10 protein-coding genes are annotated in these 12,889 nt (G+C 68.2%); 7 read left to right on the top strand and 3 right to left on the bottom strand.

Annotated elements, in window-relative coordinates; genetic code table 11:
* Positions 1-23: 23 nt before the first annotated feature.
* A complete protein-coding gene (locus QHF83_RS17255) occupies positions 24-767 on the top strand; it encodes a hypothetical protein (protein WP_282418941.1) in 744 nt (247 codons plus the stop codon).
* A gap of 15 nt (positions 768-782) precedes the next feature.
* Here the strand turns inward: QHF83_RS17255 and QHF83_RS17250 are convergent, their stop codons facing one another.
* Positions 783-2,345 (bottom strand): 4-hydroxyphenylacetate 3-hydroxylase N-terminal domain-containing protein, encoded by a 1,563-nt coding sequence (locus tag QHF83_RS17250; protein ID WP_282418940.1) that lies wholly within the window; start codon positions 2,343-2,345, stop codon positions 783-785.
* A gap of 146 nt (positions 2,346-2,491) precedes the next feature.
* Between QHF83_RS17250 and QHF83_RS17245 the strand changes: the two genes are divergently transcribed.
* Complete coding sequence (locus tag QHF83_RS17245; RefSeq protein ID WP_282418939.1) at positions 2,492-3,208, top strand: hypothetical protein; 717 nt, start codon at positions 2,492-2,494, stop codon at positions 3,206-3,208.
* A gap of 5 nt (positions 3,209-3,213) precedes the next feature.
* Here the strand turns inward: QHF83_RS17245 and QHF83_RS17240 are convergent, their stop codons facing one another.
* The gene (locus QHF83_RS17240; RefSeq protein ID WP_282418938.1) at positions 3,214-4,101 is read right to left on the bottom strand and encodes an alpha/beta fold hydrolase; all 888 of its coding nucleotides are present in this window, start codon (positions 4,099-4,101) and stop codon (positions 3,214-3,216) included.
* 46 nt (positions 4,102-4,147) lie between these two features.
* Here QHF83_RS17240 and QHF83_RS17235 point away from each other — a divergent pair, with 46 nt between their 5' ends.
* The 5 genes from QHF83_RS17235 (at position 4,148) to QHF83_RS17215 (ending at position 9,847) form a co-directional block, all read left to right on the top strand.
* Positions 4,148-5,341 (top strand): mechanosensitive ion channel family protein, encoded by a 1,194-nt coding sequence (locus tag QHF83_RS17235; protein WP_282418937.1) that lies wholly within the window; start codon positions 4,148-4,150, stop codon positions 5,339-5,341.
* 60 nt (positions 5,342-5,401) lie between these two features.
* A complete protein-coding gene (locus tag QHF83_RS17230) occupies positions 5,402-5,815 on the top strand; it encodes a hypothetical protein (protein WP_282418936.1) in 414 nt (137 codons plus the stop codon).
* A gap of 138 nt (positions 5,816-5,953) precedes the next feature.
* Entirely contained in the window at positions 5,954-7,852 is a 1,899-nt protein-coding gene (locus tag QHF83_RS17225; RefSeq protein WP_282418935.1) for a M20/M25/M40 family metallo-hydrolase, read from the top strand.
* Positions 7,849-8,886 carry an SUMF1/EgtB/PvdO family nonheme iron enzyme gene (locus tag QHF83_RS17220; protein WP_282418934.1) on the top strand — a complete coding sequence of 346 codons (1,038 nt, stop codon included), beginning with the start codon at positions 7,849-7,851 and terminating at the stop codon, positions 8,884-8,886. Before QHF83_RS17225 ends, QHF83_RS17220 begins: the two co-directional genes overlap by 4 nt.
* A 328-nt stretch (positions 8,887-9,214) precedes the next feature.
* Positions 9,215-9,847, top strand: a complete 633-nt coding sequence (locus tag QHF83_RS17215; RefSeq protein ID WP_282418933.1) for a hypothetical protein — start codon at positions 9,215-9,217, stop codon at positions 9,845-9,847.
* Between the two features lie 39 nt (positions 9,848-9,886).
* Here QHF83_RS17215 and QHF83_RS17210 read toward each other — a convergent pair whose 3' ends face one another.
* A complete protein-coding gene (locus tag QHF83_RS17210) occupies positions 9,887-12,889 on the bottom strand; it encodes a type I restriction endonuclease (RefSeq protein ID WP_282418932.1) in 3,003 nt (1,000 codons plus the stop codon).

The raw sequence follows: 12,889 nt of genomic DNA, 5'->3' as shown, positions 1-12,889 counted from the left end.
TTTGGCATGACCGACGTTTGCTCGTGATCCAGGACGACGCGTTCTCCGTGGTGTGGATCGATCCGGCGTCGGGGGCGATGTCGCGCGTCACGCTCGAAGGGCGTGGGGAGGAGCTGCCCAAAGCGCGAAAGCCCGATTTCGAGGCGGCGTTCGTGGGGCCGGGGCGGGCCGTGACGGTCCTCGGGTCGGGGTCTTCGGACAGGCGCAGGCACAAGGCGTCGGTCGATCTCGATTCTGGCCGGGTCGAGGTCACGGACCTCGGGCCGCTCTTCGACGCCGTCGAGGCGCGGATCGGCGTCCGGCCGAACGTCGAGGGCGCGGTGCTCGCCGGCGGGGTTTTGCGGCTGTTTCATCGCGGCGCGGGGCCCGGAGCGAGCGCGACCGTGGACGTCGCCGGGAGCGTGCTCGAAGGCCGCGCCGTGGAGCTCGTCGGGCACGCGTTTTACGACCTCGGATTCGCGGGCGGCGTGCCGCTGCATTTCACGGACGCGGCGGCGTTCGGCGGGCAGACGCTTTATCTCGCTGTCGCGGAGGGCACGCCGAACGCGATCGACGACGGTCCGGTCGTGGGCGCCGCCGTCGGATTTCTCGCGGGGGAGCAGGCGAGGTATACGTTCCTCGAAGAACCCTCAGGAGAAAGATCGTGCCGGAAGGTCGAGGGGATCACGTTCGATCCCGCGCGGAAGACGATCTGGGCCGTCACGGATCCCGACGATCCCGAGCGGCCGGCGGAGCTCTGCGTGATCGCGCTCGAGGGGTTTTTCTGAGGTGATGCCCCGCCTTCACCACGACGACGGCCGCCTCCGTGAGGAGACGACCGGGATGAGCTCGTTCGGGGTGAAGAGATCCTTGGTGCGCCAACCTTCGAGATCGTACTCGTCGAGGCAGCGGCCTGCGAAGGCCTTGCAGCGATCGGCGAGCCCGCTCGTGGCGGCCGCGGCGAGCACGTCGATGCGCATGTCGTCTGCGCTCTCCAGGCGATCGCCGGAGGCGAAATGGCTGTCGATCTGGCCGCCGAGCGCGTCCCAGAGCAATTTCGTGAGCTTGACCCGATCGAGCGCGGTGTAGCCGTTCTCCCCGCGCACGAAACGTTCGAGGTACGCCCGCGTCTCGGGGTTCATGAAGTCGCTCGCGTTCGCCGTGAGGAAGACCTGGCCGCTCCCCACCGCCCGCTCGATGACGTCGCGAAGCCGTGGATAGGCGAGCGTCGAAAAGATGCGGAAGGACAAACCATGCTCCGGGTTCGGCAGCAATGCGCCCTGCGCCCACGGGGCCGGGACCCGCGCCTGCGCCTCCGTGAGGCCCCAGAACAGATTGCGATACGAGAGGACCTCGCCGAGCGACGCGCGGACCTCCGGCGAGCCGCCCGTGCCCGCCGCCTCGACGGAGCGCAAAAGCAGGCCCGCGAGGAATTCGAGCTTGATGCTGAGGCGCGTGCACTCCTGGAAGCTCGCGCGCGCGGCGAACGAGGTGCGCTGGAAGGCCGCCGCCCGTTCGGTCGCGTCGCGGTACAGAAACACGTTTTCCCAGGGGACGAGCGCCTCGTCGAACGAGAGGACGGCCTCGTCCTCTTCGAGGCGGCTCGTCAGCGGATGATCGAAGGGGCTTCCATGGAGCTTGGTGTTCGTGGTGGCGCTCGGGCGGCATTGCAGCTTCACGCCGCGGCTGCCGAGGGGCACGACGAACGAGAGGAGAATCTCCTCGTCGCGCAGGATGCCCGGGTGCACGACGAAGCTGCAATGGGAGAGCGCCGCGACCGAGGGGACGAGCGTCGTGCCATTGACGACGATGCCCGCGTCGGTCTCGCGCTCGACGTAGAGCGGCGCCGGGGCCGGGGCGTTCGGCGGGGGGCTTCTGCGATCGAGCATCGCGTGGTGGAAAAAGAGCGCCTGTCCGCTCGCTTTGCGATACCAGCTCCGCGCGTTCTCGGCGAATCGGCCATAGACCTCGGGTGCGGCGCCGAGCGTGGCGACGACGCTCGCGCCTTCTTCCGGGCTCTGTCCCATCCAGCCGTACGTGATGCGCGCCGATTCCGCGATGGCGTCGCGGGTCGCGACGAGGTCGTCGATGCTGCGCGGGATGCAGAAGAAGCGGTGCGTCCGGACGCCCGAACCCGTTTCGGGCTCCGCCGTGAGCGCGGCTTGCCTTCCGGGATCGTTCAGGGCGTCGTAGAGCCGCGCGAGCATCCGCGTGGCGTTGCGGAAGACCGGGTGGCTCGGGAGATCGATGACCCGCTCGCCGCGGATCCAGACTTCACGCCCGTCGCGCAGGCTCTCGAGGTACTCCGCGCCGGTGAGCGGGCGGGTGCGAGGGGCCGCGGTGCCATTCGTGGGAGGGGCGCTCATGAAGTCGTCTCCTGGGCAAGCCCGGTAGTGTAGACCGGTCTGCCGGAACTCCGGCAAATTTCGCCGAGAATACTCCACAGCGCAGCGAAAAGACGTCGCTTTTTTGGCGCGTCCGGCCAGCCGATGCGAGCATCGCGGGCGCCCTCATGCGGAGCTCGCTCGCTGGAACGGTCGCCCTCGCCTGCACGCTCGTCTCGGGCGTTGGCTGCTCGCGCGAGGTCGCGGATCTCGACGCGTCTTTCCTCCTGCCGCCGATCTCCACGGCCGAGCCGCGCGCCGCGCTCGCGCTCGACTGCGACGATCTGCCCCCCCTGTCGCCCGAGGAAGCCGCTCGCCCGCCGCTGTCGCCGCCGCGCCTCGAAAAGTCGACGCCGCGAGGAAAGCCGCCGGCGTGGAGCGCGCTCGCGGACGTGACGTTGCCGGATCCGGTCGCGGACAAGGTGGACGCGATCGACGAGGCGTATTTCAAGCGGACGGGAAAACACATCACGGTCACGAGCGGGACGCGGGACGCGGCGCGGCAGGCCAAGGCGATGTACAAGATGCTGCGCCTCGGCGGCGATCCGATGCAGCTCTACCGGAACAAGGAAGCCGCGCGGGAGATCAAGCAGGCGTACGAGCGAGGGCGGGCGGGGCGCAAGGAGCCGGACGACGTCGTCGCCGCGATGCACGAGGTGCTCAAATCGCAGATCGCCCGGGGCGTGTACATTTCGGCCCACCTGCGCGCCGGGGCCGTGGACGTGCGAAACCGCGACATGTCGTCCGCCGACAAGAAGGCCTTCGTCGCGGCCGTGAACGAGGCGAAGGGCGTGACCCTGCTCGAAGAGTCGGCCCCGCCGCACTGGCATTTGCAGATCGATTGAAAGCGTCAGGCGATTGACGTCGCCCATTCCGCGATTTCTCGCCAGACGGGGAGCGAGCGCGGATCGGTCACGAGCCCCATGTGGTCGGGCGCCCGGCCGTCGTGCTCGGCGTGCGTGACGATGCGCAAAGTTTTGTTCGGGCTGCCGATGCGCGCGAAGAAACGCGTCACGGATTCGGGGTGCGCGAGCAGTTTGTCGCCCTCGCTCGCCACGGCGAGGACCGGGCAGGTGACGCGCGAGAGCGCCTCGGCATAATCGTACCGGTCGTCGACGCTGCCGTACCGATCGGAGGACCAGACCTTCCAGAACTGACGGATGTACGGCAAGGCGACGGCGTCCGAGCCGATGCGGAATGGTTTGGGGTCGAAGTGACCGAGCGTCTCGGCCGCGGCGAGCCAGGTCCGGAGGACGGCCGCCTTCGCGGCGCGCCGCGCGAGGCTCGGTTCGTCCGAAGGGAACCAGAAGTTGCCGGCGATCGAGGCGACGGCGTCGGCCGCCTTGTCCGGAAAAACGCCGGCGGAGGCGAGCGCGGCGTGCGCGCCGAGGCTGTGGCCCACGACGATCACGCGTTTGCCCGGGAACAGAGAGCGCGTGAGCCCGACGAGCGCGGGGACGTCGAAGAGCACGCAATCATCGTACGTGTACCGCGCGCCCTCACGCGCGGAGGGGCCGCTCTCGCCGTGGCCGCGCAGGTCCATGGAAACGACCGAGAGTCCGGCCGCGGCGAGCGTCGTGGCGAGGCCCGCGCCGCGTGGTTTGTCCATGCTCCGGCGGTTCGCCATCATCGCGTGCAGGAGCAGCGCCACCGCGGGCCGACGGCCCTCGGCGAGCACCTCGCCGCAGAGGTGCCAGCCGTCGTCGGTCCGGGCGGAGACGGGCCCGATTGCGATCATGGGGACGAGGCTACCACGCCCCGGATCCTTCGCTACAGTGCGCGCCATGCTGGACGAACCGCCGATCACCCTGTTCGCCGCGCAGCCCGGCGTGACGCCGGGATGGGTGATCCGCAACCTGCCCGCCTGGTCTTACACGAAGTCGGTCTACGGCGTGGCCGCGTGGCAGTGGGTCGCGCTGCCGCTCGCGTTCGTGCTGTCGATGCTCGCGGGCTCGCTCCTGTCCGCGATTTTCGTGCGCCTCACGTCGCCGATCGCGCGGCGCACGGCGACGGCCTGGGACGACGAGCTGCTCGTCGCGCTGCGCGGACCCGCGACGCTCTTCCTCGGGACGACGGCGTTCTGGTCGGTGGAGCCCGCGATCGCGCTGCGCCGCGCGGCGAGCGACGTGGTGGGCCGGGGCGTCGACGCGCTGCTCGTCGCGAGCCTGCTCTGGGGCCTGTTCGGACTGCTCGACGTGCTCGCGCACCGCGTGGGAGCGCGCATCGCGAAGGCGGGCGACACGAAGGATCGCGGCGGCGCGCTCTCGCTCGTGGCGATCTCCACGAAGGCCGCGAAGGTGCTGCTCGTGGTCTTCGGGTTCATCCTGGTGCTCGGGCAGCTCGGGCTCAACGTGACGGGGATCATCGCGGGCCTCGGGATCGGCGGTATCGCCGTCGCGCTCGCGAGCCAGAAGACGCTGGAGAACCTGTTCGGCTCGTTCACGATCGGCGTGGACCGGCCGCTGCACATCGGCGATTTCGTGAAGGTCGACGATCTCGTGGGGACCGTGGAGCAGATCGGCCTGCGCTCGACGCGGATCCGGACGCTCGACAGGACGCTCGTGACGATGCCGAACGGGCGGCTGTCGGACATGCGCATCGAGAACTACAGCGCCCGCGACCGGCTGCGGCTGCACGCGAAGATCGGCCTCGTGTATTCGACGCGCCCCGCGGCGGTGCGTCGGATCGTGGAGGAGATGCGCAGCTATCTCGCCGAGCGGCCGGGCATTTATCCCGACGCGATCAACGTGAACTTCATCGGCTTCGGCGACTCGGCGCTCACGCTCGAGGTGATGGTGTGGCTCGACTCGCGCGAGTGGACGGAGTTCACCGTCTGGCGGGAGGAGGTCCTGCTCGGGCTGATGGAGATCGTCGAGAAAAACGGCTCGGCGCTCGCGTTTCCGACGCAGACGATCCACGTGGCGTCGTATCCGTCCCCTCCGCAGCAGGGCCCGACCGAAAAGAGGTTCGAGCGGTGAGGCTTTACAGCGGGACCGTTCTGAAGGATACGTGACAAAAGTCCGAGACGAGGAGGCCCCGTGGCAAGCTGGCGAGACGAGCTCATCGAGGCAGCGAAGACCAAGGCGGAGCGCGACGCCGAGGAGCAGGAACGGCATCGAAAGCGCGTCCAAGAAGCGCTCCACACGGCCGAGGCCGCGCTCTCGCTGGGCGCCGAGGCGCTGCGCTTCACCCGCGACCGTTTGCGCGACAAGGGGCAGTCGCCCTCGTTCACCGAGCAGGCCGACGACTTCAAGCTGAAGCTCGGCGATTTCGGCCTGCGCGTGGAGCTCGCCCGAGACGCGGCCGTCGTGCGTGTGACGTTCGGCGACGGCAAGCCGCGCGAGTTCGACTTCGCCAAGGACCGGCACATCGCACCGGCCGACGTGGAGGAGTACATCGGCCGGCGCGCCGTCGAGCTCGTACGTACGGCCCAGAAGGCATCGCCCTGGTGATCCCACGGCTGTCGACGCTTGGGGGCTCCGCTCGGACAAGCCGAGCTCTGCCCCCAATCCTCGCGTCGACGCTTGGGGGCTCCGCTCGGACAAGCCGAGCTCTGCCCCCAATCCCCCGTTCGTGGTAGAGGCGTTGGCGTGAAGCCGACCCTCCTGCGCCTTCGTGGGCGCCTCGCGATCACCGCGTCCATCCTCGCCCTGCTCGCCGCCTGTGGACCCACAGCCGAGCCCGTCACCCCGCCGCCGCCCGCGCCGCCGGAGCTGCCCGCTGCGCCGGCGCCGAAGGCGGAAAACCCGATCGAGAAGGGCGATCCGCAGCGGATCGGCGAAGACGTGAAGCGGCTCGCGTCGGACGAGCTCGCAGGTCGCGGCACGGGTGATGCGGGCGCGCAGCAAGCGGCCGAGCACGTGGAGAAGCGCTTCCGCGAGCTCGGGCTCGAGCCGTTCGGAGATGCGGACGGGAGCGGGAAGGGCTTCAAGCAGAAGTTTTCCGCGCGCGTCGGCGCGAAGGTCGAGGCGCCGACGGTCTCGCTCGCGAAGAAGGGGCAGAAGGCGGCGAAGACGCCGGCGGCGGCCGACGTGATCACGGCGGAAGGCGCGCAGACGGGCGAGGCGAAGGGCGAGGTCGTGTTCGTCGGGCACGGCGTGACGGCGACCGCGGCGTCGTGGGACGACTACGCCGGCAAGGAGATCGCCGGGAAGGTGGCGCTGATCGTGGACGGCGCGCCGAAGCCGGAGTCCGGCGGCAAGAACGCCGAGGCGCTGCGCGACTTCAAGAGCGTGCGGTACAAGCTGCGCACGGCCCGCGAGCACAAGGCGGTGGCGGCGATCGTGGTGGCCGCAGGTGAGGAGCTTCCGGCCGCGCCGGAGAACGCGAGCGGGATGGGCATCCCGGCCGTGGTGATCAAGCGGAGCGCGGCGAAGGCGCTGTTCCCGGAGATCAAGTGGGACGACGCGGCGGTGAGCTCGTCGAAGGCCGCAGCGAAGCCGAAGGCGCTCGCGGGCACGGAGCTTTCGGTGGCGACGCGGCTCGAGCCGACGTTCGCGGACGCGTGGAACGTGGTCGCGAGGCTGCCTGCGCGCGCGGGTTCGAAGACGGCCGAGGAGTACGTGGTGGTCGGGGCGCACTACGATCACCTCGGCAAGGGCGGCACGTCGCACTCGCGCGCGCCGGGCTCGCGCGAGATCCATCACGGCGCGGACGACAACGCCTCGGGGACGGCGCTGCTGCTCGACGTGGCGCGGCGCTTCTCGAAGCTCGCGGAGAAGCCCGCGCGGAACGTCGTGTTCATCGCGTTCGGGGCCGAGGAGCTCGGCACGCTGGGATCAAAGCACTGGGTGGAGCACCCGCCCATGCCGATCGGCACGGTGACGGCGATGATCAACGCGGACATGGTCGGTCGCATGCGTGACCGGACGCTGGTCGTCGACGGTACGGGGACGGCGGCGGCGTGGCCGGAGCTCGTGAACACGGCGAACGCGGGGCTCTCGCTCACGCTGAAGCTCGGCGCCGAGGGCTTCGGCGCGAGTGATCACGCCTCGTTCACGGCGGCGCGCGTGCCCGTGGCGTTCCTGTTCACGGGCGTGCACGACGACTACCACAAGCCGAGTGACACGGCCGACAAGGTCGACGTGGGCGGCATCGACCTCATCGCGACGCTCGCCGCGCGCCTCACGCAAGCGGTCGCGGACCGGCCCGAGCGGCTCGCGTTCGTCGAGGCGCCGGCGGCGCAGGATCCGCACAAGGGCGGCGGAGGCGGCGGGCGAGGGTTCCGGGCGTCGCTCGGCTCGATCCCGGACTACGCGTGGCAGGGCAAGGGCGTGAAACTCACGGGCGTGCGTCCGGACGCACCCGCCGCGCGCGCTGGCTTGCAAGCGGGGGACATCATCGTGAAGCTCGACAAGCACGAGATCACGAACGTGCACGACTACGTGTTCGCGCTCGGCGATCTGGAGCCGGGGCGCGAGATCACGGTCGAGGTCGAGCGCGACGGCAAGCGCGTGGCTCTGAAGATCATCCCCGCCCCGGGCCGATGAGCGAGCGCTTTTCGAATCCGTCGAGGCTGGGCCTCGGCGTTCTGTTCTGCGTCGCGCTCGCCACCTCGGCGACGGCGCCCGCGTGCTCGGGGGGCGGCTCGACGCCGCCCGCGCCCGACGCGTCGGCCGACGCTGCGATCGAAGCCGCGGAGGCGCGCGCGGAGCTCGACGCAGCGCTCGCCGATGCGGCGCTGGATGCGGAAGCCGACGCGGATGCGGCGGCGGATGCGGATGCGGACGCGGCGATGGACGCGAATGCGTCGCTCCCCGGGACGAGCGAAGGGTGTCCGTCCGATATGGTGCTCGTCGCGGGCGAGTATTGCCCGCTCGTGCAGCAGCGGTGCGTCGAGCACCACGACGAATTCGAGAAGGACCAGGCCAAGAAGAAAAAGGCGTCCGAGGGGGGCGAGGGCTCCGGGCCGAGCACGGTGAGCGAGCGGTGCATGAAGTACGAGGAGCCGTCGGTGTGCCTCTCGAAGAAGCGCACGCCGATGCGGTATTGCATGGACCGTTATGAATGGCCGAACCAGAAAGGCGAGCTGCCTGCGCTTCTGGTCTCGTGGGGCGACGCGCAGAAGCTCTGCGAAGCGAAGGGAAAGCGGCTCTGCACGGAGGCCGAGTTCAATTTCGCGTGCGAGGGCGAGGCGATGCTGCCGTACACGTACGGCTACGAGCGCGACCCCACGGCGTGCAACATCGACAAGGTCTATCGAAAACGCGAAAAGAAGCTGTTCAAGTACGAGCGATGCATGAAGCGCCCCGAGTGCAAGGCAGAGCTCGAGAAGCTCGACCAGCGCTTGCCGACGGGCTCGATGCCGCGTTGCGTGTCGCCGTTCGGAGTGTACGACCTGAACGGCAACATCAACGAATGGGTGGTGCGGCCGAAGCAGAAATACCCGAACCGGAGCGGCCTGAAAGGCGGCTGGTGGGGCCCGGTGCGCGGCCGCTGCCGGCCAACGGTGGGGTTCCACAAGGAAGACGATTACGGCTACGAGGAAGGGTTCCGCTGCTGCAAGGAGGCGGAGGGGACGTGAGGGAGTGAGCTTCGCCGGTCCGTGGCGGAGCTTCGTCGGTCCGTGGCGGAGCTTCGCCGGTCCGTGGCGGAGCTTCGCCGGTCCGTGAAGATGCTTTGCTGGTGAGTTGACTTTCTTCTCTGACGCGTGACGGAGCCTCGCCGGGCCGCTTCCGAGCTTCGCCGGGCCGCGGCCGACCTTCGCGCCCGCGTTCCCGACCTTCGCCGCCAGGTGCCGAGGCTTCGCCGGTCCGTGCTCGACCTTCGCGCGCACGATGCCCTTGCATGTCCGGCCTGTCCCGGTTGTAATGTCGCCGTGTACAACACCACCCCAGAACGGAGGAGGTTCCGTGACCATTGATTACGAGCGCTTCGCGCGCGTCATCGCCCGCTCGATCGAAATCGCCGACGAGCCTGACGCAAACCCTGTCGTCGTCGCGGTTTTCAAGGAGACGCTCGCCGATTCCGCCATCGCATATCTCGCCGCCGAGGAAGCGGTTGCCAATGCGATGACGGCCTTTGCCAAGGAGAACCGGGAGGCGCTCGATGCCCTCGGCAACCTGGACGCTCCTTATCGCGTCGCACGCTCCGCGCTCCTCGCCGTCCTGCCCGATACGAAGCTCCCCGATACGCTGAAATCGCAGCCGACCGACACCGACCAGCTCAAGGCGATCGGGAGGCTCGTCGATCTCATCGACGATCATGTCGGCAAGCCGTGGGCGGACGCGCTGCTCGCAGGCGATTTCGGCCAGCGGGCGCCCACGGCGATCAAGGAGCTCACGGAATCCATCGCCGCGAACAAGGCGCTCTCGAAGGCGCAGATGGCGCGCGCCCAGGCGTATGGGCCCACGTACGAGAAGTACCTGTCGTTCAAGCAGGTCGTGCGGAATGCGTATGGGCCGGGGTCGAAGCAGTACCGGAGGATTCATCTCCGCGCTTCGCCGGGGGCAGCCGAAAAGGAGGCGGGGGAGCCGAATCCCTGAAACGGATGCGGCCCACCCGCGGGCGGCGCCCCTTTTCGATCACGCTGCGCTCTCGCTTCCCCTCACATCCTCATAAATCCGCCGCACAATCCACCGGAACAGCACGTCCTGGAACTGGGGATCGCTCATATACCGCGACACCACCTCCTGGTTCTGCTCCATCCGGTCGATCATCTTCGCCTCGATCTTCCCCTTCATCGACAGCGCGAAATTGTCGAGCGGGTTCGCCTTCGCGCGCTGCACGACCTCCGCGTCCTGCTTCGCCTCCTCGACGAACTGGTGGAATAGGAGCTCGTCGGCCTTCTTGAAGTCCGTGCCGAACCGCTCGTTCAACACTTGAAGGATCTCCGAGATGTTGACCTCCTCGTCCTTCTCCTTCCGCGTCCCGACGTCCGTCGGACCCTTCAGCGGCACGTTATTCGACATGTCGAGCGAGATCTGCTGCTCGCTGATCTTGTCGAGCCGGTAGTACCGAAGCGCGACCTCGCCATCGAGCGAGAGCGGGGTCTTCTTTGGATCGTGCGGTAGCTTCAGCTCGAGGAACCTGCTGAACGTGTAGAGCTTCTCCAGGTCCGGGTCCTGGAAGGGCATGATCTGCGACAGGAACGCGTAGAGCCGGATGAACGCCACGAGCGCGTTCCGGAACTCGTCCTGCTTCGCCTCGTCGAGCGCCTTGAAGCGGTCCACGCCGGGGTCCACGTGGCGGTAAAGCTGCGCGATGTCGTCCCCCGTCTGCTTGCCCTTGCTCGCGAAGAAGACCTTGCAGAACGCGTCGAGCTCGGAGGCCCAGAACACCTGGGCCGACTCGATCCGGTGCGCGAGTTCGTAGAGCTCCTGCGGGTCGGCGCTCTCCGCGATCGTCGTGCGCTCGTAGTAGGGCTGGAAGCTCCGGCGGATCTCCTCGGCCTCGTTCACGAAGTCGAGGATGAACGTGTCCTCCTTGCCCGGATGCGTGCGGTTCAGCCGCGAGAGCGTCTGCACGGCCTGCACGCCGGAGAGCCGCTTGTCCACGTACATCGTGTGCAAGAGCGGCTGGTCGAAGCCGGTTTGGTACTTGTTCGCGACGAGCAGCACTTGGTACGCGTCGGAATCGAACGCGCCGGTGAGCTGGCGCTCGCTGATGTGCTTGCCGTCCTTGCCGACGTTCATGCTCGGCTCGGTGCGCTCGACGCCGTCGGCGGGGTCTTTCACCTTGCCGGAGAAGGCCACGAGCACGCCGACGTCCGTGTAGCCGTTCTCCTTGATGTATTTCTCGAACGCGAGCTTGTAGCGGACCGCGTGCAAGCGGGAGCTCGTCACGAGCATCGCCTTCGCCTTGCCGCCGATCTTGTGCCGCACCTTCGCGCGAAAGTGCTCGACCATGACCTCGGTCTTCTGCGCGATGTTGTGCGGGTGCAGGCTCATGAACCGCGCGAGCTGCCGCGTCGCCTCCTTCTTCGGGACGCGTTTGTCCTCCTCCGTCGCCTTCACGAGCCGGTAATACGCGCGGTACGTCGTGTAACTCTTGAGCACGTCGAGGATGAACCCCTCCTCGATCGCCTGCCGCATCGAGTAGAGGTGGAACGGCGCGGGCTTGCCCTCGGCGTCGCGGTGGCCGAAGACCTCGAGCGTCTTGTACTTGGGCGTCGCGGTGAACGCGAAGAAGGACAGGTTCTTCTGCCGCCCGCGCGAGGCCATGACCTTCGCGAGCCGGTCCTCCATGTCCTCCTCGGGGGCGTCCTCGTCCGCTTGCTCGGCCTCTTCGAGGGTCGCGACGGCGAGGACCTCTTTCATCTGCCGCGCGGCCTCGCCGGTCTGCGAGCTGTGCGCCTCGTCGACGATAACGGCGTACCTGCGCTTCGGGAGCTTGCCGATCTTCTCCGTGACGAACGGGAACTTCTGCAGCGTGGTGATGATGATCGGCGTGCCGGACGAGAGCGCCTTGGCGAGCTGCTCCGAGTGCTCGTCGATGCGCGCGACGACGCCTTGCTTGTGCTCGAACTGGTAGATGTTGTCCTGGAGCTGCTTGTCGAGGACGCGGCGGTCCGTGATGACCACGACCGAGTCGAAGACCTTCTGATCGTTCGCGTCGTGCAGGCTCGCGAGATGGTGGGCGAGCCACGCGATCGAGTTCGATTTGCCCGAGCCGGCGGAGTGCTGGACGAGGTAGCTATTTCCAGGCCCGTCCTTCCGCGCTGCGGCTTCGAGCCTGCGCACGGCATCGAGCTGGTGATACCGGGGGAAGACGATCTTCTCGCTCGTGGTCTTCTTGCCCCCCGTGGTCTTCTCCTCGATGAGCACGTGGACGAAGCGGCCGACGATGTCGAGGAAGGAATCGCGCTGCCAGACCTCCTCCCAGAGATACGCGGTGCGGATGCCGCTCGGGTGCTCGGGATTGCCGGCGCCGCCGTCCTTGCCTCGGTTGAAGGGGAGGAACGAGGTCTTCTCGCCGTCGAGCTTGGTCGTCATGTAGACGGCATCGGAATCGACGGCGAAGTGGACGAGGGCGCGTTTCTTGAACTGGAAGAGGCGCTGGCGGGGGTCGCGGTCGCGGTATTGCCTGATCGCGTGCTGGACGTTTTGGCCGGTGAACTGATTCTTGAGCTCGACGGTGGCGACGGGGAGACCGTTGAGGGAGAGGAGGATGTCGAACGAGTCGTCGCTGTCGGGCCGGAATTTGACCTGCCGGGTGACGGTGAGCAGGTTCCGCGCGTACTTCGCGAGCACGTCCGGGTTCAGGCCATGGGCCGGGCGGAAGTAGGCGCAATCGAGCTTCTTGCCGAAGAACTTGAAGCCGTGGCGGAGGACGTCGAGGCTGCCGCGGGTGTCGAGAGCCTTAGCGAGGGCGTCGAGGACGGCGGGCTCGAGGCCGGAGCCGTGTTGCTTCTTGAGGTCGGCCCAGAGTTCGGTCTGGGTGGCGGCGAGGAAGGCGAAGAAGTCGGCGGGGTGGAGGGCGCGCTCGCGGTCGAAGGTCTTGGGGTCGCCTTTGGTCCAGCCGCCGGGGCCGAGGAGGCTTGCTTCGATGAGGGATTCGAGGGCCTTTTCGGTGTGCGCGCCGGGCAT

It is taken from the genome of Polyangium sp. 15x6, from assembly GCF_029960785.1.
GTDB lineage: Bacteria > Myxococcota_A > Polyangia > Polyangiales > Polyangiaceae > Polyangium.
This window is presented reverse-complemented; position numbering and strand designations above follow the sequence as displayed.